Source organism: Nonomuraea sp. NPDC050783, from assembly GCF_040802095.1.
In the GTDB taxonomy this organism is placed as follows: domain Bacteria; phylum Actinomycetota; class Actinomycetes; order Streptosporangiales; family Streptosporangiaceae; genus Nonomuraea.
On record NZ_JBFAHK010000004.1, the window covers coordinates 360249 to 380774 of the forward strand.

21 protein-coding genes are annotated in these 20526 nt (G+C 74.2%); 13 read left to right on the top strand and 8 right to left on the bottom strand.

Features of this window, described 5'->3' with window-relative positions; all coding sequences use genetic code 11:
• Positions 1-53 precede the first annotated feature (53 nt).
• Positions 54-1175, top strand: coding sequence for an aromatic acid exporter family protein (locus tag AB0H75_RS13045; protein WP_367795161.1), 1122 nt, complete (start codon positions 54-56; stop codon positions 1173-1175).
• A gap of 65 nt (positions 1176-1240) precedes the next feature.
• The gene (locus AB0H75_RS13050; protein WP_367795164.1) at positions 1241-1783 is read left to right on the top strand and encodes a TetR/AcrR family transcriptional regulator; all 543 of its coding nucleotides are present in this window, start codon (positions 1241-1243) and stop codon (positions 1781-1783) included.
• Here AB0H75_RS13050 and AB0H75_RS13055 read toward each other — a convergent pair.
• Positions 1764-2930 (bottom strand): pyridoxal phosphate-dependent aminotransferase, encoded by a 1167-nt coding sequence (locus AB0H75_RS13055; protein ID WP_367795167.1) that lies wholly within the window; start codon positions 2928-2930, stop codon positions 1764-1766. The two genes, AB0H75_RS13050 and AB0H75_RS13055, sit on opposite strands and share 20 nt — an antisense overlap.
• Before the next feature lie 25 nt (positions 2931-2955).
• Between AB0H75_RS13055 and AB0H75_RS13060 the strand changes: the two genes are divergently transcribed.
• The 8 genes from AB0H75_RS13060 to AB0H75_RS13095 are packed head-to-tail and all read left to right on the top strand — an operon-like array spanning position 2956 to position 10237.
• Positions 2956-4659, top strand: a complete 1704-nt coding sequence (locus AB0H75_RS13060; protein WP_367795170.1) for an alpha/beta hydrolase — start codon at positions 2956-2958, stop codon at positions 4657-4659.
• Complete coding sequence (locus tag AB0H75_RS13065) at positions 4656-5585, top strand: DUF418 domain-containing protein (RefSeq protein WP_367795173.1); 930 nt, start codon at positions 4656-4658, stop codon at positions 5583-5585. The genes AB0H75_RS13060 and AB0H75_RS13065 overlap by 4 nt, the downstream gene beginning before the upstream one ends.
• Positions 5545-6321, top strand: a complete 777-nt coding sequence (locus tag AB0H75_RS13070) for a carbon-nitrogen hydrolase family protein (RefSeq protein ID WP_367795176.1) — start codon at positions 5545-5547, stop codon at positions 6319-6321. The genes AB0H75_RS13065 and AB0H75_RS13070 overlap by 41 nt, the downstream gene beginning before the upstream one ends.
• 26 nt (positions 6322-6347) lie before the next feature.
• A complete protein-coding gene (locus tag AB0H75_RS13075; protein ID WP_367795179.1) occupies positions 6348-6794 on the top strand; it encodes a hypothetical protein in 447 nt (148 codons plus the stop codon).
• A complete protein-coding gene (locus tag AB0H75_RS13080; RefSeq protein WP_367795182.1) occupies positions 6791-7186 on the top strand; it encodes a hypothetical protein in 396 nt (131 codons plus the stop codon). Before AB0H75_RS13075 ends, AB0H75_RS13080 begins: the two co-directional genes overlap by 4 nt.
• A gap of 14 nt (positions 7187-7200) precedes the next feature.
• A complete protein-coding gene (locus tag AB0H75_RS13085; protein ID WP_367795185.1) occupies positions 7201-7755 on the top strand; it encodes a GNAT family N-acetyltransferase in 555 nt (184 codons plus the stop codon).
• Between the two features lie 53 nt (positions 7756-7808).
• A complete protein-coding gene (locus AB0H75_RS13090) occupies positions 7809-8318 on the top strand; it encodes an RNA polymerase sigma factor (RefSeq protein WP_367795188.1) in 510 nt (169 codons plus the stop codon).
• Complete coding sequence (locus tag AB0H75_RS13095) at positions 8315-10237, top strand: hypothetical protein (protein WP_367795191.1); 1923 nt, start codon at positions 8315-8317, stop codon at positions 10235-10237. The genes AB0H75_RS13090 and AB0H75_RS13095 overlap by 4 nt, the downstream gene beginning before the upstream one ends.
• Before the next feature lie 7 nt (positions 10238-10244).
• Here the strand turns inward: AB0H75_RS13095 and AB0H75_RS13100 are convergent, their stop codons facing one another.
• Positions 10245-11741, bottom strand: coding sequence for a carboxyl transferase domain-containing protein (locus AB0H75_RS13100; protein ID WP_367795194.1), 1497 nt, complete (start codon positions 11739-11741; stop codon positions 10245-10247).
• A 101-nt stretch (positions 11742-11842) separates the two neighbouring features.
• Positions 11843-13000 carry a CaiB/BaiF CoA transferase family protein gene (locus tag AB0H75_RS13105; protein ID WP_367795197.1) on the bottom strand — a complete coding sequence of 386 codons (1158 nt, stop codon included), beginning with the start codon at positions 12998-13000 and terminating at the stop codon, positions 11843-11845.
• A gap of 76 nt (positions 13001-13076) precedes the next feature.
• Between AB0H75_RS13105 and AB0H75_RS13110 the strand changes: the two genes are divergently transcribed.
• Positions 13077-13607: a uridine kinase gene (locus tag AB0H75_RS13110; protein ID WP_367795200.1), complete on the top strand. Its 531-nt coding sequence runs from the start codon at positions 13077-13079 to the stop codon at positions 13605-13607.
• Here AB0H75_RS13110 and AB0H75_RS13115 read toward each other — a convergent pair.
• A complete protein-coding gene (locus AB0H75_RS13115) occupies positions 13597-14274 on the bottom strand; it encodes a histidine phosphatase family protein (RefSeq protein WP_367795203.1) in 678 nt (225 codons plus the stop codon). The genes AB0H75_RS13110 and AB0H75_RS13115 overlap by 11 nt on opposite strands.
• A gap of 22 nt (positions 14275-14296) precedes the next feature.
• On the opposite strand from AB0H75_RS13115, the gene AB0H75_RS13120 reads away from it, so the two are divergent.
• A complete protein-coding gene (locus AB0H75_RS13120; RefSeq protein ID WP_367795206.1) occupies positions 14297-15169 on the top strand; it encodes an NAD(P)-dependent oxidoreductase in 873 nt (290 codons plus the stop codon).
• Here AB0H75_RS13120 and AB0H75_RS13125 read toward each other — a convergent pair.
• Genes AB0H75_RS13125 through AB0H75_RS13135 form a run of 3 tightly spaced genes read right to left on the bottom strand, consistent with a single transcriptional unit; the run spans position 15166 to position 19364 of the window.
• Positions 15166-16974 carry a hydantoinase B/oxoprolinase family protein gene (locus AB0H75_RS13125; RefSeq protein ID WP_367795209.1) on the bottom strand — a complete coding sequence of 603 codons (1809 nt, stop codon included), beginning with the start codon at positions 16972-16974 and terminating at the stop codon, positions 15166-15168. The genes AB0H75_RS13120 and AB0H75_RS13125 overlap by 4 nt on opposite strands.
• Complete coding sequence (locus AB0H75_RS13130) at positions 16967-18985, bottom strand: hydantoinase/oxoprolinase family protein (RefSeq protein WP_367795212.1); 2019 nt, start codon at positions 18983-18985, stop codon at positions 16967-16969. Before AB0H75_RS13130 ends, AB0H75_RS13125 begins: the two co-directional genes overlap by 8 nt.
• A 7-nt stretch (positions 18986-18992) precedes the next feature.
• Positions 18993-19364: a hypothetical protein gene (locus tag AB0H75_RS13135; protein ID WP_367795215.1), complete on the bottom strand. Its 372-nt coding sequence runs from the start codon at positions 19362-19364 to the stop codon at positions 18993-18995.
• Positions 19365-19439: 75 nt separating this feature from the next.
• Here AB0H75_RS13135 and AB0H75_RS13140 point away from each other — a divergent pair, with 75 nt between their 5' ends.
• Entirely contained in the window at positions 19440-20132 is a 693-nt protein-coding gene (locus AB0H75_RS13140; RefSeq protein ID WP_367795218.1) for a thymidine kinase, read from the top strand.
• Here the strand turns inward: AB0H75_RS13140 and AB0H75_RS13145 are convergent.
• Positions 20076-20486, bottom strand: coding sequence for a MarR family winged helix-turn-helix transcriptional regulator (locus tag AB0H75_RS13145; protein WP_367795222.1), 411 nt, complete (start codon positions 20484-20486; stop codon positions 20076-20078). The genes AB0H75_RS13140 and AB0H75_RS13145 overlap by 57 nt on opposite strands.
• Positions 20487-20526 lie beyond the last annotated feature (40 nt).

The window sequence follows — 20526 nt, forward strand, 5'->3', positions numbered from 1 at the left end:
CTGAACGGGCGAATGTGACCCCAATGTCATCTCTGTCCGCCAGGGTGGGAAGGGTGCGAACGAGGCTCGGCGATCATGTCAGGGAGCGGCTGGGCACGTTCGCCCTCGCCGCGCCGTCCATCGCGCAGTGCGCGGTGGGCGCGGCGCTGGCCTGGGTCGTGGCCACCGAGCTGCTCGGCCATCCGCGCCCGTTCTTCGCGCCGATCGCCGTGCTGATCAGCGTGGGCGTGGGCCTCGGGCAGCGGCTGCGGCGCGTCGCCGAGCTGGTGGTCGGCGTCAGCCTGGGGGTCGGGGTCGGCGACCTGCTGGTGTCCTGGATCGGGTCGGGGCCGTGGCAGATCGCGCTGGTGGTGGCGCTGGCCATGGCCATCGCGGTGCTGCTGGACGGCGGGGCGCTGTTCGTGGCGCAGGCCGCGTCGTCGGCGGTGCTGGTGGCCACGCTCGTCCCCACGGCCGGCGCGGGCGGACTGGACCGCATGGCCGACGCCCTGACCGGCGGCCTCATCGGGATCGCGGCGGTCGCGCTGATGCCCGCCAGCCCGTTCGCCATCGCCGCCAAGCACCTGTCCGGGGTGCTGGACGCGCTGTCCACCGTGCTGGAGCGCGCCGCCGAGGCCATCGAGAAGCGGGACGTGGACCTGGCCGCCGAGGCCCTGGACGAGGCGCGCGGCACGCAGGCGGCGGTCGAGGAGTACGAGAAGGCGCTGGAGACCAGCAAGGAGATCACCACGCTCTCCCCGCTGCACTGGCACCGGCGGGCCCGCCTGGCCCGCTACGAGGCCGCCGCGCTCCCGGTGGACCTGGCGATGCGCAACATCCGCGTGTTGTGCCGGCGCACGCTCGCCTCGCTCGGCGAGGCCAGCCCGCCTCCGCCCTCGCTCGCCGAGGCCATGCGCGAGGTGTCGGAGGCGGCCCTGCTGCTCCAGCTCGAACTGGGCGCCGGCCGGGACCCCGCGCTGGCCCGCCAGGCGCTGCTGGCGGTGGCGGCCCGGGAGCGGCCCGAGCACCTGGGCTTCTCCGCGCACGTGATCATCGCGCAGCTCCGCTCGGTCGTGGTGGACCTGCTCCAGGCCACCGGCATGGAGCACGAGGAGGCCACCGCCTCCCTGACCCCCCTCGACGTGGAGGACGGCGGGAACGGCCAGGACGGCCGGCGGGGGCCCGCCGCGGGTTGAGCCGCCGCGCGGGAGACCCCCTACGATCGGAATACGCGTTCCGCTTGACCACGGGAGGTCCGACCATGCGCGCCGACGCCCAGCGCAACCGCGCCCGCGTCCTGGAGGCCGCCGAGCAGGTGCTGGCCAGGGACGGGCTGGCGGCGTCGATGCGGGAGATCGCCGAGGTGGCCGGCGTCGGCGTGGGGACGATCTACCGCCAGTTCCCCACCAAGGAGGCCCTCTACCAGGCGATCGTGCTCGACCGGCAGCGGCGGCTGGTCGAGCGGGCCGCCGAGCTGGCCGGGGCGCCCGACCCCGGGGAGGCGTTCTTCGCGTTCTTCACCCGGGTCGTGGAGGACTCGACGGTCAAGAAGGTGCTGGTGGACGCGCTGAGGGAGGCCGGCATCGACCCCAAGGCCGGCCTGCCCGACATCCGGGGCGCGATCGCGGAGCTGCTGCGCCGCGCCCAGGACGCCGGGGCGGTGCGCGCGGACGTGGGCATGGCCGAGCTGCTGGCCCTGCTCAGCGCCACGTCCCTGGCGGCCCAGCACAACAACTGGGACGCCGATCTGCGCACCCGCACGCTGCGGGTGGTCTTCGACGGCCTCAGGCCGACAGGCGCTTGAGCCGGGCCACCGCCTCGTCGATGACCTCCTCCTTCTTGCAGAAGGCGAAGCGCACGAAGTGCCGGCCGCGCTCCGGGTGCTCGTAGAAGACCTGGGTCGGGATGGCGACCACCCCGGCCAGCTCCGGCAGCCGCCGCGCCAGCTCCAGGCCGTCGGTGAAGCCGAGCGGCCGGATGTCGGTCTGCACGAAGTACGTGCCGGAGGGCCGCAGCACCTCGAACCCGGCCGCCGCCAGCCCCTCCATCAGCCGGTCGCGTTTGTCCTGGAGCCCGGCGCGCAGCGCGGCCACCCACTCCAGCTCGTGCCGCAGCCCGTAGGCCACCGCGAGCTGCCACGGCGCGCCCGCCGTGAACGTCAGGAACTGCTTGACGGTCTGCACCGCCGTGACCAGCGGCGCGGGGGCGCACACCCAGCCGGTCTTCCAGCCGGTGACCGAGAACGTCTTGCCGGCCGAGGAGATCATGACCGTGCGCTCGCGCATGCCGGGCAGTGTGGCCAGCGGCACGTGCGCGACGCCGTCGAACGTCAGGTGCTCGTACACCTCGTCGGTGATCGCGATCAGGTCGCGCTCGCGGCAGAGCTCGGCGACGACCTCCAGCTCCTCGCGGGTGAACACGGTGCCGGTCGGGTTGTGCGGGGAGTTGACCAGGACGGCGCGGGTGCGCGGCGTGACCGCGGCGCGCAGCTCGGCGGGGTCGAAGGTGAAGCGGCCGCCGTCCGGCCGCAGGGTCACGGCCACCAGCCTGGCCTGGGCGAGGGCGATGGAGGCGGCGTAGGAGTCGTAGTAGGGCTCGAAGGCGATCACCTCGTCGCCGGGCTCGCACAGCGCCAGCACGGTGGCCGCGATGGCCTCGGTGGCGCCGACCGTGACCAGGACCTCGCCCGACGGGTCGTAGCCGAGCCCGTAGTGCTCGGCGCGGTGCTCGGCGACCGCGTGGCGCAGCTCGGGCAGGCCGGGGCCGGGCGGGTACTGGTTCGCGCCGGAGGTGATCGCCTGGACCGCCCGGTCCAGCATGGCGGCCGGCCCGTCGGTGTCGGGGAACCCCTGGCCGAGGTTGATCGATCCGGTCTGCACGGCGAGCGCGCTCATCTCCGCGAAGATGGTCGTTCCGAAAGCGCGCATCCTGGACACTAGTGGTTCCGTCACGGTCACAGACTATTAGTCTCGTCCCGTGATCTTTCGGGTCGTGCTCGCCCTCGCCCTGTCCGCGCCGCCGGTCACGGCCTCCCCCGCTCCGCAGGCGCACCCCTGCCCGGTGGCCGTGCCGGCCCGCACGAGCTGCGGTTTCCTCGTCGTGCCCGAGCGCAGGGACGCCCCGGGACGGACGATCCGGGTCGGCTACGCCGTGCGCCACTCGACGGCGCGCGAGCGCCGACCGGACCCCGTGGTCTACATGAGCGGCGGGCCGGGCTCGGCGTCGCTGCAACTGACCGGGTTCCTGAGCCAGATGTTCCCCGACCGGGACGTGGTGACGCTGGAGCAGCGCGGCGGCCGCTACTCCGAGCCGGTGCTGAGCTGCCCCGAGACCGCGCAGGCGCTGCTCGGCCGGCTGCGCCGCCCGCCCGCCGACGTGGGCGCCGCGGCCGCCGGGTGCCGCGACCGGCTCCGCGAGCAGGGCGTGGACCTGCGCGGCTACACCACCAGGGAGATGGCGGCCGACGTCGTCGCGCTGCGCCGCGAGCTGGGCTACCCGAGCTGGAACCTGTTCGGCGTCAGCTACTCCACCCGCGTCATGCTGGCCGCCGCCGCGGCCGACCCCGGGGGCACCCGGTCGGTGGTGCTGGACTCGTTCCTGCCCGAGAGCGTCGCCTGGTACGACGACGCCGAGCGCAACCTGGCCGACACCGTGGCCCGGCTCGGCGTGAAGGACGCCTTCGCGACCATGCGCGCCCGGCTCAACGCCTCCCCCGCCCGGGTGCCGACCACCGACCCGCTGCTCGGCCGGGCCTTCACCGCGCTGATGAGCGGCGATGACGTGGCCGCGGTGCTCGGCGAGGCGCTGCACGAGACGGACGTGGCGGCGGTGGCCGGCGAGCTGGTGCCCGCGCTCGCCGAGGGCCACGACGAGCTGCTGCGACCGCTGGCCGACGCCGTGGGCGAGGGGCTGGTCTCGCACGAGTTCGGGCTGTACCACGCGGTGCAGTGCCAGGACGAGCTGCCGTTCAACGCCTTCGCCGGCGGCTCCCGGCTGTTCACCCTCGACGCCGACAAGGCGGTGTGCGACGCCTGGGGCCTGCCGAAGTCGCCGCCGCTGAACGCGGCCCCGCGCGCCCCGGCGCTCGTGCTCGGCGGCCAGTACGACCCGACCACCCCCGTGCGGACCGGCCGCCCGGCCGCCGAGGCCCTGCCGCGGGCCCGCTTCGTGGAGATCCCGCGCGCCTCCCACGCGGTCTTCCTGTCCAGCGCGTGCGCCCGGGCCGAGATCGCCGCGTTCCTGGACGACCCGGCGGGCGGCGGCGCGGGCCCGTGCCCGGACGACGAGCACCGGCCGGACGACCTGCGCGTGACGGCGGCCCCGTACGCGATCTCGCGGGCTCCCTGGCTGGCCGCGCCGTTCGCGGTGTTCGCGCTGGCCGCCCTGGTCCAGCTCGTGGCGGCCGGGCTGCGGGGCCGGGCGCTCGCGGCCTTCGGCGGCCTGGCCGGGGTGGCCTTCGCCGGGCTGACCGCCCAGGCGGTGTACGGCCTGGCCGAGCGCAACGAGACGGCGCTGGCCGTCGGCGTCCCCGAGGTGGTCGGTCTCTACACGTGGATCGCGGTGGCCGCGGTGGCGCTCACGGCGGCGGGCGCGCTGGCCCGGCGCCGCCGCTGGCAGGGGTGGGCCGCGACCGCCGTCGGCGCGGGATTCCTCGTATGGTGGTTCACCTGGTTCCTATGACGCGCATCAGAGAGCTCGACGCGCTCCGCGGGTTCGCGGTGTGCGGCATCATGCTGGTCAACACCTGGCAGCACACGCGCGTCGCCGGGGCGCCGGCGGGCGGTGTCGACCTCGTCGTCGAGCACCTGTTCCAGAGCCGGTTCTACCCGATCTTCTCGGCCCTGTTCGGCATCAGCTTCCTGCTGTTCCTGCGCGGCAACAGCCGGTGGGCGCTGCTGAGCCGGCTGTTCTGGCTCTACTGCATCGGGCTGGGGCAGGGCCTGTTCTACGAGGGCGAGGTGCTGACCGACTACGCGCTGTGGGGGGCGCTGGTGCTGCTGCCGGCCTCGTTCGTGCCCGGCGGCTGGGCGCAGCTCGCGCTCGGCCTGGCCGGCATGGCGTGGGGGCTGCTGGCCGGGGGCGGCGGGTCGTGGCTGATCCCGGGCCTGCTCCTGACGGGCATGGGCCTGTGGCTGATCCGGCCGCCGCGGTCGCTGCTGCTGCCGGGGTTCGCCGCCGCCGCGCTGGCCACGGTGCTGCTGACCTACGCCTCGGTCACGGGCGGCGGCTGGAACGTCTACAGCGTGGCGGCGCTGGCCGGGGCGCTGGCGTACGCGCTGGGCCTGGTGCTGGCGCTGCGGCCCGGCCTGTCGGCGGTGCTGGAGCCGCTGGGGAGGATGGCGCTGACCAACTACGTGACCGGCACGGCGGTGATCGTGGCGGCGCTGCCGCTGCTGAGGCTCGACCCGTCCCACTGGGCGGTGGTGGGCCTGGCGGCGGGGACGATCGCCGCGCAGGTGCTGGGGAGCCGGTGGTGGCTGGCCAGATTCCGGTACGGACCGCTCGAATGGGTCTGGCGCTGCCTGACCTGGTTTCGACGGGTGCCCAACCGGTTAGAGTCGGGCCGTGACCACAATCGCCCTCTGCCAGATCCCGGTCTCCCCTGACCCCTCGACCAACCTCAAGAGGGCCAGGGAGGCGCTCGCCCGCGCCGAGGGCGCCGATCTGGCGATCTTCCCGGAGGCCACGCTGACCCGCTACGGGCGGCGCATCACCGACCTCGCCGAGCCGCTGGACGGGCCGTTCGTGTCCGGCCTGGCCGACGCGGCGCGCGAGCACGGGCTGGCGGTGATCGCCGGGGTGTTCGAGCCCGGCGAGGGCCGGGTGCACAACACCGCCGTGGCGCTCGACGCGCAGGGCGAGGTCAGGGCCGCGTACCGCAAGATCCACCTGTTCGACTCCTTCGGCGCGAAGGAGTCCGACCTGGTCGCGCCGGGCGCCGAGCCGGCGGTGGTCGAGCTGGCCGGGCTCCGGGTGGGGATGATCACCTGCTACGACGTGCGCTTCCCCGAGCTGGCCAGGGCGCTGGTCGACAGGGGCGCGGAGCTGTTCGCGGTGATCGCCGCCTGGGGCTCCGGGCCGCTCAAGGAAGACCACTGGGTGACGCTGGTGCGGGCGCGGGCGCTGGAGAACACCATGTGGACGGCCGCCGTCGGCCAGGCGCCCAACCCGGGCGAGTCCTCCGACGGCTACGGCGTGGGCCGCAGCATGCTGGTCGATCCGCTGGGCGTGGTCCGCGCCGACCTGGGCACCGCCCCCGGCGTCCAGGTGGTGCGGGTGGACCACGAGTACACCGAGACGGCCAGGGCCACCCTGCCGTGCCTCAGCCACCGGGTCATGTAGGGGTCAAGCGACCGTAAAGTAGAAGCGTGAGCGGAACGCAGATGCAGAAGGTGATCCCGCCGCGTCTGCTCGTGCCCTATCTGTCGGGCAAGCGCACGGTGATCTCCGGTTACGTCTACCGGGTGCAGGATTGCGTCAGGCTGACCACCCCAGAGGCTCTCTACTGGGGGCTCGACCTGTCGTTCGACGGATCGGAGCTGTTCGCGGAGGTGCCCGAGGTGTATCTGATGCGCTGGTACGCCCGCGACGTCGACACCTACGCGGTGCCGTACGGGCCGCACATGGGTGGCGACTGGAGCGACGCCCCGCCGTTCGCGGGCAACGGCTTCACCACCTCGCCCGACCACGTCGTGCCGCAGTTCCACACCGTCCCGATGCCGATCCCGGCGGGCGCGGAGATCGTGCACGTCACGCGCGACGGCGAGCGGCCCTTCGCCGGCTACGACGGGCTGACCTGGCGGCCCGCCGCATGAGCGAGGACATCACGCCGGTCGCCTCCGGCTTCGTCGCCCGCTACGGCGAGCACACCCTGCCCGCTGCCGTGGGCCCCGAGGACGGTCAGGTGGTGCTGTTCAGCGAGGCCGAGCTGCCCGGCTTCGAGCAGGCCGACGGCTACTGGCGGCGGCGGGTGACCCGCGCCGAGGTGGAGTGGCTGGTGCTCGTCCGCACCGTGGGGGCCTTCGGCGGCGAGCCGTGCATCGTCCTCGACGAGGACGAGGACGGCCTGCACATCGCTTACACCGGGCACAGCGGGATGAAGGCCGAGGCACTGGGCTACTGGATGGTCGACCACGGCGCCTACGAGGTCGTGGTCCCCCGCGAGGAGGTCTTCTCCATCCGGGTCGAGCGCATCCCGGTGCCGTAGGGAAGGCGGTCCGCGTGTTCTCGGTGTCCCTCGGCGACGACGGCGCGCTGCTGCGCCCCCTGGAGCCGTGGCACGCGGCCGAGTTCCTGGCCCACATCGACCGCGGCCGCGAGCACATCGGCCGCTTCATCGGCCTGCCCGACCGGGTGGGCGACCTGGAGTCGGCGCGGGCGTTCCTGATCTCCTACGCCGGCAGGGCCGCCGCCGACACCGGCCGCCTCTACGGCATCTGGCTGGACGACCGGCTCGTCGGCGGGGTGCTGTTCCGCACCATGGACGTCGCCATGGGCACCGCCGAGGCCGGCTGCTGGCTGGAGCCCTCGGCCGTCGGCAAGGGGCTGGTGACCAGGGCGGTGCGGGCGATCATCGACTGGGCCGTCGAGGAGCGCGGCATCCACCGCGTGGAGTGGCAGGCGGCGTCGGGCAACACCGCCAGCATCGCGGTGGCGCGGCGGCTCGGCATGACCCGCGACGGCGTGCTGCGCGAGAGCTACCCGCACCGGGGCGAGCGCCACGACATGGAGGTCTGGTCGGTGCTCGCGCCGGAGTGGCGGGCGGCGCGCGGCTGAGATCGTCCCGCCCGTCGCGTCAACCGGATCACGCATCGGGTGTCTCTTCAGGTGTGATCGACACACCGACCGCCACCACGCGGCAGCCGGCGTTCGCGGAGCTGTTCGCCGCCCAGTACCACGGCCTGGTGCGCCTGGCCGGCCTGCTGGGCGCCGACGACCCGGAGGACATCGCCCAGGAGGCGTTCGCCCGGCTGCACGCCAGGAGGCTGCGCGAGGACACGGCCGCGCTGGCCTACCTGCGCGCGACCGTCTGCAACCTGACCCGCAACCGCCTGCGCCACCTGCGCCTGGTCCGGCTGCGCCGCCCCGACCCGCCCGAGCCGGCCCGCGGCGGCGAGCACGCCGTGCTCGCCGCCGAGGAGCACCGCGAGCTGCTGGCCGCGGTGGACCGGCTGCCCCGCCGCCAGCGCGAGGCCCTGGTCCTGCGCTACTGGCTGGACCTGTCCGAGCGGGAGATCGCCGAGGCCATGGGCGTCTCGCCCGGCTCGGTCAAGACGCACGCCAGCCGGGCGCTCGCCGCGCTGGGCCGGGCACTGAAGCAGGAGGAGGACCCGCGATGAACGACATGGAGGAGCGCCTGCGGGCCGCGTTCCACGCGCGGGCCGAGACCTTCGGGACGAGCCCGGACGCCTGGATCCGGGTCCGGAACCGGCACCCGCGCCGCCGCCGCTGGGGCCACCCGCTGCTGGCCGCGCTGCCCGTGGCGCTGCTGGCCGTGTTCGCGCCGGTCCTGCTGGGCGGGGGCCTGGGCCGGAACACCGCGGCCGACCCGGGCGAGATCCACAGCCGGCTCATGCGGGACCGGACGGCCGCCGGGGAGGAGGTGACCGTGGACAACCCCAGCGAGGAGCGGCCGCTGCGGCTCTGGTTCGCCAAGGCCGCGCTGGGCTACCCGCAGCTCTGCTTCGTGCTCGAACGGGCCGCCGCCGAGCCGTACGGGGGCTGCTCCGAGGTGTCCGAGCAGTCCCAGGTCGAGTTCATGGGCAGCACGAACCGGGACGGGGCGGCGACCGCGCTGGACTGGGGGGTGGCCCAGCCCGGGGTCGGCGCGGTCACCGGGATCACCGCCTCGGGGCGGAGGGTGGCGGGCACGCTGCTGAGCCCGGAGGGCGCGCCGTACCGGATCTGGACCGTCACCTACCCCGCGCCGGACGGGCTGTCCTGGGTCGAGTACGCCGACCGGGGGGGCGCCCCCATCAGCAAGCGCTCCCGCGACCCGCTGGCGATGCCGCGCGGGCCCGCGGCGGGACCGGCGGCCGAGCTGCCCGAGGGCGTCACGGTACGGTACCGGAAGCCGCCGGAGGGCGACCGGCTGACCTGGACGCGCGGCGGCGCCGACCTCGACGACCTCCCGGTGGACGTCCGCAAGGAGCCGGTGCACCTGATCCTGCGCCCGGCCGTCGTCACCGGCTACGCCCGCCCGGACGTCGCCACCGTCAAGGTGTCCTACCAGGACGGCGGCGAGGCCACCGTGAGCACCCGGCCCGACCCGTGGCACCTGGGTCTCGCGCTGTTCGCCGGCGCCGGCCCGGACGTCGATCCCTACGCCGGCTACACGGCGGTCGCCTACGACGCGGCCGGCCGCGAGGTCTGGCGGTACCAGGAGCCGGACAAGTCCGGCGCCGCCACCGCCGATCACGTGATCGGTCCCGTGCAGGACCTGCCGGGCACCGAGGGCTCCGGCGGCCCGACGCGCGTCTGGTTCGTCCGGAGGGGCGAGGATCCGCTCACGCTCTGCGCGAGCGGCGGCGTCCGCCCCAGCGAGCGGCACGCGACGTGGTGCTCCCCCGCGGATCCGCAGGGGACGTTCCCCTCCTACACCACGGTCACCTACCTTCCCGAGCCGGGGGCCGAGACCCTTTACGGCCCGGCCGGCGACGACTGGGAGTGGGTCGAGGCGGTGCTGTCCGACGGGCGGCGGGTGCGCGCCGGCTTCCTGCGGGGCGAGGGCGCGCCCGGCACGGTGTGGCACGTGTCGGTGCCGCTCGGGACCGACGTGCGCGGCTACGTCGTGAAGGTACGCGACCGCAAGCCCCGGCCGGTGCCGATCTACACCAAGGCCTGCGGCCTCGACACCAGCCCGGCCGGGGACAGGCTCCTGAGCCTGCCCGGCGGGACCACCGCCCGGCTGAGCGACAGCTGCCTGGACTTCCGGGAGGGCGGGGAGCTGGCGGCGGCACTGCCGGGACCGGTGCCCGGCAGCAGGCTGAGCGAGCAGTTCGACGAGCGCCACCCCGCGTACTGGGCGAACGGCGAGCACTCCTGGTACGGCTACGCGCCCGCGGGCACGGCCAAGGTCGTGATCGCCTGGAAGGGCGGCGCCACCGCCACCGCCACGACCGTGCCCGACCCCTGGGGACAGGGCGTGACGCTGTTCGCGGGGCCGGCGCCTGACGGCGCCGACTTCGGCGAGGGCGCGACCCTGACCGGCTACGACGCCGCCGGCGAGCGGATGTGGTCCACCCCGCCTCCGTCCTGACGGCGGGCTAGCCGGCGGGCGTGCCCAGCCCCCGGTAGCGGGCCCGGCGGGCCGCGAGTCGGTCCGCCGGGTCCTGCCGCAGCAGCCCGGCGATCTCGTACTCCAGCGCCCGCCCCACCCGCTCGCAGAAGCGCCGCGGCTCGTAGGCGGCGTCGGGCACCTCAGGGATGACCCGGTCCACGATGCCGTCGCGGCGCAGGTCGGTGGCGCGGATGCGCTGGAACTGGGCGATCTCCGGCGCGAAGTCGACCGAGCGGTAGAGGATCGCCGAGGCGCCCTCCGGTGGCAGCGGCGACAGCCAGGCGTGCTGGGCGCACAACACCCGGTCGGCGGGCAGCAGGGCGAGGGCCGCGCCGCCCGCGCCCTCGCCGAGCAGCAGGCAGACGGTGGGCGCGGGCAGCGTGACCAGCTCGGCCAGGCAGCGGGCGATCTCGGCGGCCAGCCCGCCCTCCTCAGCCGCCTTCGACAGGTCGGCCCCGGCCGTGTCGACGACGGTGACCAGCGGCAGGCCCAGGTCGGCGGCCAGCCGCATGCCGCGCCTGGCGACCCGCAGCGCGGCCGGGCCGGGCGGCGCGCTGGCCCGCTGGATCCGCCGGTCCTGGCCGAGCACCACGGCCGGCGCGCTGCCGAACCTGGCCAGCGCGAGCAGCAGCCCCGGGTCGCTGTCGCCGGTGCCGGTGCCGCTGAGCGGGGTGGTGTCGGTGGCGGCGAGCTTGAGCAGCGTGCGCACGCCGGGACGGTCGTCGCGGCGCGAGCGGGTGATCGCCTCCCACGCCTCGACCGGCCGCAGGTCCTCCTCCGGCGGCTCGCCCGCCACCACGGCGGAGCGGTCGGCGGCCAGCACGCCCAGCGCCCTGATCGCGACCGCCCGCAGGTCGGCGGCCGAGACCACGGCGTCCAGCAGGCCCTTGTGGTAAAGGTTCTCGGCGACCTGGACTCCCTCGGGGAACGGGTAGCCGTGCAGCGCCTCGAACACCCGCGGCCCCATGAAGCCGATCAGCGCCTCCGGCTCGGCGGCCGTGACGTGGCCGAGCGACCCCCACGAGGCCAGCACGCCGCCGGTCGCCGGATGGCGCAGGTACACCAGGTAGGGCAGGCCGAGCGCGCGGTGCTCCTGGAGCGCGGCGGTGATCTTCACCATCTGGACGAACGCCGGCGCGCCCTCCTGCATGCGCGTGCCGCCCGAGGCGGGCGCGGCCAGCAGCGGCAGCCGCTCGCGGCCGGCCCGCTCGACCGCGGCGGTGACCCGCTCGGCCGCCGCCATCCCGATCGAGCCGGCCATGAACGAGAACTCGCAGGCCACGACGGCCACCCGGCGCCCGTCGAGCAGCCCCTCGCCGGTGATCACGGACTCGTCGTAGCCGGTCTTGACGCGGGTGGCGGCCAGCTCGTCGGCGTAGGAGGAGCCGGGCTCTGCCGGGTCGGCGGGCGGCGCGTCCCACGACTTCCACGATCCCTGGTCGAGGACCGTCTCGATCAGCGTGCGCGCGTCCGGACGGCTCACTGTCGCTCCCTAGTTGTCGGCCGGCTCTGGGATGGTGCCGCACGGGCGCCCCGGCGGGCGGCGCCGCGTGCCGGTCGTGCCGTTCGTGCCCGTCGTGCCCGTCATCCTTCGCGCTCCGCCAGCCAGGCGAGCACCGCGTCGCCGTCCTGGCCGAGCATGGGGGGCGCGGTGTGCTCGCGGGCGGGCAGGCCGTCGAAGCGCAGCGGCGGGCCGGGCAGCTCGACGCGGCCGAGCACCGGGTGGTCGACCTCGACGACGAGGCCCTGCGAGCGGGTCTGATCCCACGTGTAGACCTCGTCGAGGGAGCGGATCGCGCCCGCGGGAACCCCGGCCGCGCCCAGCTCGGCCAGCCAGTGGGCGCGGCCGTGGGCGGCCAGCGCCTTCTCCATCTCGGCGATCAGCGTCTCGCGGTGGGCGTGGCGGTCGCGGTTGGTGCGGTAGCGCGGTGTGTCAGGGTCGATGCCGAGCAGCGTGGCGACCTTGCGCCACTGGCCGTCGTTGGCGGCGGCGATCTGGAGCATGCCGTCGGCGCAGCGGAAGGAGCCGTAGGGGGTGATGGAGGCGTGGTGGTTGCCGGCGGCGCGGGAGACCTGGCCGCCGACGGTCCAGGCGGTGCCGTGGTAGGAGTGCACGCCGGTGACGGCGGCCAGCAGGGACGTACGCACGACGCGCCCCCTGCCGGTGCGCTCGCGCTCGTAGAGCGCGGCGACGACGCCGTAGGCGCCGTGGATGCCGGCCAGCAGGTCGGCGATCGAGGCGCCCACCCGGTAGGGCTCCTCCGGCGAGGGGCCGGTCAGCGACATCAGCCCGGCCTCGCCCTGGGCGATCTGGTCGTAGCCGGGCCGGCCGCCCTCGGGGCCGTCGTGGCCGAAGCCGGTGATCGACAGGATGACCAGGCGGGGGTTGAGCTGGTGCAGGCGCTCGGTGGAGAAGCCGAGGCGGTCGAGGACGCCGGGGCGGAAGTTCTCCACCAGGACGTCGCTCTGCCGGGCCAGGCGCTTGACGAGGGTTTTGCCCTCGGCGGACTTGAGGTCGACGGCGATCGACTGCTTGTTGCGGTTGGCTGCCAGGAAATATGTTGAAATTTCGTGATCGGGACCGACGAACGGCGGCCCCCAGCCCCGCGACTCGTCGCCGCCGTCCGGGTGCTCCACCTTGATCACCCGGGCGCCCAGGTCGCCCAGCATCTGCGCGGCGTGCGGCCCGGCCAGCGCCCTGGACAGGTCCAGCACGACGACGTCGCCGAGGGGTCCGAGCACGGTCAACCTCCTGCTTGCGTCCAGGGTGAAAGAACATTCTCTCAGTTGCCGCCGCCGCGTCATCTACCCTGGGTCGGTGAATTCGCCGGCCGCCGTCGTCAGGAGCCTGCCGCCGTCGTGCGGCCCGGTCCGCCTGGTGGCGGTGGACGGGCCGGCCGGGTCGGGCAAGACGACGTTCGCCCGGCGGCTGGCGGCGGAGCTGGGCTGCCAGGTCGTCCACAGCGACGACTTCCCGGTGCCGTGGGAGGAGGGGCCGGGCGGCTGGTTCGCCGCGCTGGAGGAGCAGGTCCTGGAGCCGCTGCGGAACGGGCGGCCCGGCGGGTTCCGCCGCTACGACTGGGTGCGGGGCGCCTACGCGGAGCACGTGGACGTGCCGGTGGCGCCGGTGCTCGTCGTCGAGGGCGTCGGCGTGGCGCGCGCCCGCGTCGCGCACCTGCTGGCGTACACGGTGTGGATGGAGGCGGACGAGGCGGTGCGGCTGGCCCGCGTGCTGGAGCGGGACGGCCCGGCGCTGGAGCCGCGCTGGCACGAGTGGTTCGCGGCCGAGCGGGAGTGGTTCGCCGCCGACCGCACCCGCGAGCGCGCCGACCTGGTCGTCAGGACGTGAGGTGCCCGACGTCGTTGAAGCGGACCAGCTCGAAGGCTCCCTCCCCGGTGCGCCACACCGACACCGAGGCGTTGAGCACGGGCGCGAACTCCAGCACCGCGGCCAGCTCGGCGTCCGGCGCTCCGGCGATGACGTGCCGCAGCCCCAGCACCACCGAGTCGTGCGCGACGATCAGCACCCGCCGCCCGTCCGCCCGCCGCTCCAGGTGCCGGACGAACGCGCGCAGCCGCACCACCACGTCCGCCAGCGACTCCCCGCCCGGCGGCCGGAAGGCGTAGGCGCCCTCCGCCTCCCGCCGCGCCGGCTCCCCGGGGAAACGTTCCCTGACCGCCGCCGGGTTGAGCCGGGCGAACGCCCCTTGCTCCTGGTCCCTGAGCCGGTCGTCCACGGTGAGCGGCAGCGGCCCGGCGCCCCAGGCGGCCCTGGCGCCCTCCCAGGTGTCGAGCGCCCGCCGGTAGGGCGAGCACCACACCTGCTCGGGCTCCTCGCCGGCGGGCAGCGCCGCCAGCAGCCGGCCGAGCGCCGCGGCCTGCTCGCGGCCCAGCGCGGTCAGGGTCACCTCGTCGTCGCCCCGCCCGTAGACCAGCGGCCGCTCGCCGGCCCGCCGGTACGCCAGGTTGGCCTCGCTCTCGCCGTGGCGCACGGCGATGATCCGGGAAGGTCCCACGCGGCCATCGTATGATGATCCCATGACTTCAGTCGCAGTTCTCGGCACCGGGATCATGGGCGCGCCCATGGCGCGCAACCTGGCCGCGGCCGGTCTCCGCGTCACCGCCTGGAACCGGACGAGGGAGAAGGCGCAGCCGCTGGCCGAGCACGGGATCACGGTCGCCGGCACGGCCGCGGGCGCGGTCGAGGGCGCGGACGTGATCGTCACCATGCTGAGCGACGCCGGCGCGGTGCGGGCCGCGATGACGGCCGCCGTCCCCGCGCTGCGGGCCGGGCAGGTCTGGGCGCAGATGAGCACGGTCGGCCCGGCCGCCGCCGCTGAGCTGGCCGCGCTGGCCGCCGAGCACGGCCTGGCCTACGTGGACGCGCCCGTGCAGGGCACCAGGCAGCCCGCCGAGCAGGGCAAGCTGCTCGTGCTCGCGGCCGGCCCGCAGGAGGCCAGGAAGGCGGTGGAGCCGGTCTTCGACGCGGTCGGGCAGCGCACGCTCTGGCTCGGCGAGGACGGCGCCGACGGCACCGCCTCCAAGCTCAAGCTGGCCACCGTCAGCTACGCCATCTCGCTCACCGCCGTCGTGGCCGAGTCGCTGGCCCTGGCCAAGGGCCTCGGCCTCGACCCCGGCCTGGTCGGCGAGGTGATCTCCGGCGGCCCTCTCGACAACGCCTACTTCCAGGGCAAGTCCAAGGCGATCATCGCGGGCGACTTCACGCCCAGCTTCACCGTGGCCAACGCCGAGAAGGACACCCGGCTGATCGTCGAGACCGGCGCGGCCGCCGGCGTCCGGCTCGACGTGGTGGCGGCCGCCGGCGAGCGCTTCCGCCGCGCCGCGGCGCGGGGCCACGGGGGCGAGGACATGGCCGCCACCTACCACGCCAGCTTCGACGAGCAGGGTTAGAGCTCGTCCACCTCGGCCTGCGCCCGGCCGCCCGACAGCTTGGCGTAGCCCGGCCCCCGGTCGAAGAAGCGGTTCGACGGGGGCCGCAGGGTGGCGCGCAGCTCGGCGGTGCCCTGCTCGTCGATGCGGTCGCCGTCCAGCACCACGCCGTAGTCGCCGAGGGCGCCGGCGATCGAGACCTTGCCGTCGCGCACATCGGCCGCGACGGCGCGCGGGTCCCGGTCGTACGGCGAGCCCCAGCCGCCGCCCCCGGTGGTGCGGATGCGGATGATCTCGCCGGCGTGCACCGGATGGTCGTCCACCAGGCCGTCCATCTCCCTGCCGTTGATCTCCACCCGGAACGGCCGCCCGGCCAGCCCGCCGTTGACGCCCCAGCACGACAGGATCGAGCGGTCGGCGATCGACATGTACGAGGCGTCGCGCAACATCCGGATGTGCTTGTCGTAGCCGAGCCCGCCCCGGAACATGCCCGGCCCGCCCGAGTCGCAGGCGAGCGCCAGCCGCTCGACCCGGAACGGCCAGCGGGCCTCGGCGAACTCCACCGGGATGTTGCGCGAGTCGGGCACGACGTGGATGGTGTCCTCGCCGTCGGCGTACCAGCGCCCGCCGGAGCCGCCGCCCAGCACCTCGCGCATCAGGTACGGCTGCCCGTCGGCGTCCAGGCCGTGCACGCCGGTGTAGCGGATGGTCTCCTGGTCGGCCGGCATGCGCCCGCCGGTGGCCTTGGCCAGCACCCCGGCGAGCACGCCGAGCAGGCGCAGGATGACGAACGTGCGCGCGTTCGTCGGCGCGGGGAAGACCGGCGTGAGCAGCGTGCCCTTCTCCGGGAAGACCATCTCGATCAGCGGCACGACGCCCTCGTTGACGTCCAGCTCGGCCATCCGCTCGGGCGTGTCGGCCAGGTTGCGCAGCACGGGGGCCAGCCACTTCTTCAGGAACACCCCGTCGGCGTAGTCGCCGGCGTGGTTGATCGGCCCCTTGGCCTGCGGCGAGGTGCCGGTGAAGTCGATGCGCAGCGGGGCCTCGGCGGCGTGGTCCACGGTGAGCGTGATGCGCTGAGCGTGCAGGCGGGGCTCGTCCACGCCGTCGTGCTCGGCGTAGTCCTCCCACACGTACGTCCCCTCGGGGATCTTCGACAGCAGCTCGCGGCGGAAGGTCTCGGTGGTCTTGGTGATGATGGCGTCGAAGCACTCCTCGACGGCCTCGCGGCCGTAGCGCTCGAACAGCTCGCCCAGCCGCCGCGCGCCCATCAGGCAGGCCGAGCACTCGGCGTCCAGGTCGCCGGCGAGGGAGTCGGGCAGGCGGGAGTTGCGGGTCATGATGCGCAGCGCGGCCTCGTTCGGCACGCCCTGGTCCCACAGCTTGATCGGCGGGACCATCAGGCCCTCCTCGAACACCGAGCGCGCGTGCGAGGGCATCGAGCCCGGCACGCTGCCGCCGATGTCGTCGTGGTGGCCGAACGCCTGCACGAACGCCACCACCTCGCCCTCGTGGAAGACCGGCACGGTGACGCACAGGTCGGGCAGGTGGCCGATGCCGCCCTCGGACAGGTAGACGTCGTTGTGGAAGTAGACGTCGCCGGGCCGCATCGTCCCGATCGGGAAGTCGCGCACGACCGGCTGGACCAGCGCGCTGTAGGAGCGGCCGGTGAGCTTGCGCAGGCGGGCGTCGTGGATGCCGGCGCGGAAATCGTGCGCGTCGCGGATCATCGGCGAGCGGGCGGTGCGGGCGATGGCGGTCTCGACCTCCTTCTCGACCGACGCCAGCGTGCCCTCGACGATCTCGACGAGGATGGGATCAGTCACGCTTGACCTCCACGTTGCCGTAGGCGTCCACGGTGGCGGTGAAGCCGGGGTGGATGGGGATCGTCGAGCCGTACTCCTCGATCACCGCCGGGCCCTTGACGGTGGCGCCGGGGCCGAGGGCGACGCGCTGGTGTATCGGCGTGTCGCGGGTCTCGGTGAAGTGCACGGAGCGTACGGAGGTGGCGCCCGTGCCGGGCTTGTCCAGCGGGCGCAGGGCCGGGCGGGTGATGGGGCCGATGCCCGAGACGCGCAGGTTGACCCATTCGACCGCGTGGCGGGGGTCGTCGCGGTAGGCGTAGCCGTACAGCTTCTCGTGCGCCTCGTGGAAGCGCTCGACGACCTGGGCCCGCCAGTCGGCGTCGATCTCCCCCGACGGGGCCGGGACGCGCACCTCGTAACCCTGGCCGTAGTACCGCAGGTCGGCGCTGCGGACGTAGACGGGGTCGGCGAAGCCCTCGCGGTCCAGCGCCTCCCCCGCCTGATGCTCCAGGTCGTGGAAGATCTCCGCGGCCTTGCCGAGCGACAGGTCGCGGGTGACGTACGTCCGCACGTAGTCGTTCTTGACGTCCACCGTGAGCAGCCCGAACGCCGAGACGTTGCCCGGGTCGCGCGGCACCACGACCGAGGGCAGCCCCAGGATGTCGATGAGCCGGCACGCCAGCAGCGGCCCCGACCCGCCGAAGGTCACCAGCGGGAAGTCCCGCACGTCCAGCCCCCGCTTGACGGTGAGCTGCCGGATGGCGTTGCTCTGGTTGAACGCGCTGATCTCCAGGATGCCGGTCGCGGTGCGCTCGGGGGTGAGGCCGAGCTTGTCGGCCAGGGCCTCGATGCCGGCGCGGGCGGCCTCGACGTCCAGCGGGATCTCGCCGCCCAGCAGGTGCGGCGGGACGCGGCCGAGGAAGACGTGCGCGTCGGTGACCGTCACCTCCGTGCCGCCCTTGCCGTAGCAGATCGGGCCGGGGTCCGCGCCGGCCGAGCGCGGGCCGACCTTGAGCGTGCCCTCGGGCGAGATCCACGCGATCGAGCCGCCGCCCGCGCCGACCGTCACCAGGTCGATCATCGGGATCTTGCACGGGTAGCGGCCGATCGAGCCCTCCGTGGTGACCGACGGCTCGCCGTCGATGACCACGGCCACGTCCGTGGAGGTGCCGCCGCCGTCCAGCGTGATCACCGAGCCGTGCCCGGCGGTGGCGGCGACCAGCGCCGCGCCCAGCGCGCCGGCGGCCGGGCCGGACAGCACGGTGGTGATCGGCTGGTTGACCACCTCACGGGCCGACAGGATGCCGCCGTTGGACTTCATGACCGAGAACGGGCGGCCGAGGCGGGTGGACAGGCTCGCCAGGTAGCCGCGCACCGCGGGCTTGACGGCGGCGTCCACCAGGGTGGTGACCGAGCGCTCGTACTCGCGGTACTCGCGCAGCACGTCGCTGGAGAGCGAGATCACCGCCTGCGGGTGCTCGCGCCACAACACCTCGCGCATGCGCCGCTCGTGCTCGGGGTTGGCGTAGGAGTGCAGGAAGCACACGCCGATCGCGTTGATGCCCTTGCCGCGGAACCAGCGGGCCACCTCGACGGCCTGCTCCTCCGAGAACGGCCGCACCTCGTTGCCCTGGTGGTCCAGGCGCCCGCCGACGGTGCGGACGTGGCGCACCGGGACGATCCTGGGCGGCTTGACCCAGAAGTAGGAGTTGCCGTAGCCGTCGGGGACGCTCTGGCGGGCGATCTCCAGGATGAACTCGAAGCCCTCGGTGGTGATGAAGCCGAGGCCGGCGATGCGGTCCTCCAGGAGCTGGTTGGTGGCGACGGTCGTGCCGTGCACGATGCCGCTCACGTCGAGCCCGCCACCGCCGTCCAGCTCGCTCAGCTTCGCGATGCCCGCCAGGAACCCGTCGGCCGGGTTCGCGGGGGTCGAGGGGGTCTTGGTGGTGAGGATCTCACCGGTCTGCTCGTCCACCGCCACCACGTCGGTGAACGTGCCTCCGGTGTCCACTCCGATTCGGACGCTTCGCATGGGCTCCTCAGCTCCGGCGTCGGCCGAGCACTTCGTCGATGACTCGGGGCGCGTTCGCGGTGCCGACGTACGCGGCCAGGCGGATCGCCAGCTCCTGGGTCCTGGCCAGCTCGGCCTCGACCCTGGCCTTCCCCGACTGGCCGGCCTGCACGCCGAAGTACGCGCCGACGATCGTACCGATCACCCCCGCCACCCCGGCGAACAGCGCCGCGAACTCGCGCGTGGCGAACACGGCCGCGCCGAAGGCGACCAGGACGGCCACGATGCCCGCGACCACCACGTAGAAGCCGTAGCGCCATCGGGTGGCATCGGCCTGGGCGGCGGTGAGGTCGTCCTGCTTCAACATCTCGTCGAGCGCGGGCGGTTTTTCGGTGACCACAGTTCCTCCTGAAACCTCAGGGGAGAAATGTCCCACGAGGTTATGGAACAAGCCAAGCCGCTAAGCTGGCGGCCCGTGACCCAATCGTCTGCCTTGTCGCCGGTGCCGTCGGGGGCGCGGGATGCCGTGCTGAAGTTCTACTTCGGCCCCATGGACTGCGGGAAGTCCACCCTCGCGCTCCAGCTGAACTACAACCACGCGAGGCAGGGCCGGCGCGGCCTGGTGCTCACCAAGCACGACCGCTCGGGCGGGCCCAAGGTCACCAGCCGCATCGGGCTCGGACTGGAGGCCATCGAGGTGGAGGACGGCCTCGACCTGGTGCGGCTGGTCACCGCGCACGACCGCGTCGACTACCTCATCTGCGACGAGGCGTGCTTCTACACGGTCGAGCAGATCGAGCAGCTCGCGGACCTGGTGGACGACCACGGCGTGGACGTCTACGCCTTCGGCCTGGCCTCCGACTTCCGGTCGGTGATGTTCCCGGCGGCGCAGCGGCTGTTCGAGCTGGCCGACGAGGTGTGCCGGCTCCAGGTCGAGGTGCTGTGCTGGTGCGGGCGGCCCGGGCAGCTCAACGCGCGGGTGGTGGGCGGGACGATGGCGCGGACCGGCGAGCAGGTCGTCATCGGCGACACCGACGACTCGCCGGTGCGCTACCAGGTGCTCTGCCGCCGCCACCACCGCGCCGGGCAGCTCGGCGAGGGCGGGCCCGTTTCAGCCGACCAGCTTGCCGAGCAGGGCGCGAAACAGGCGGGCCTCCCCCTCCTCTAGGCCCGCCAGGAACTCCGCCTCGGCGGCGTCCACCGCCCGCGTGGCCCCCTCCAGGGTCTCGCGGCCGCGCTCGGTCAGCTCGACGACGTTCTTGCGCCGGTCGTCGGGGTGCGGCCGGCGGCCCACCAGCCTCTTGCGCTCCAGCCCGTCCACCAGCCCGACCATGCTGGAACGGTCGACGCCGAGCCGCCGCCCCACGTCGAGCTGCGACAGCGGCCCCGGCCCGCCGATCACCGCCAGCACCGCGAACTCGCGCCCGTCCAGGCCGTACGGCTCCAGGGCCGGACCGGTCAGCTCGGTCAGGCGCAGATTGGCGTGCTTGAGCAGGTAGCCGAGGCGGCGAGGACGCGACACGTCCCGATTCTCCCACCCGTCCTGGAGTTCACACGGCTCT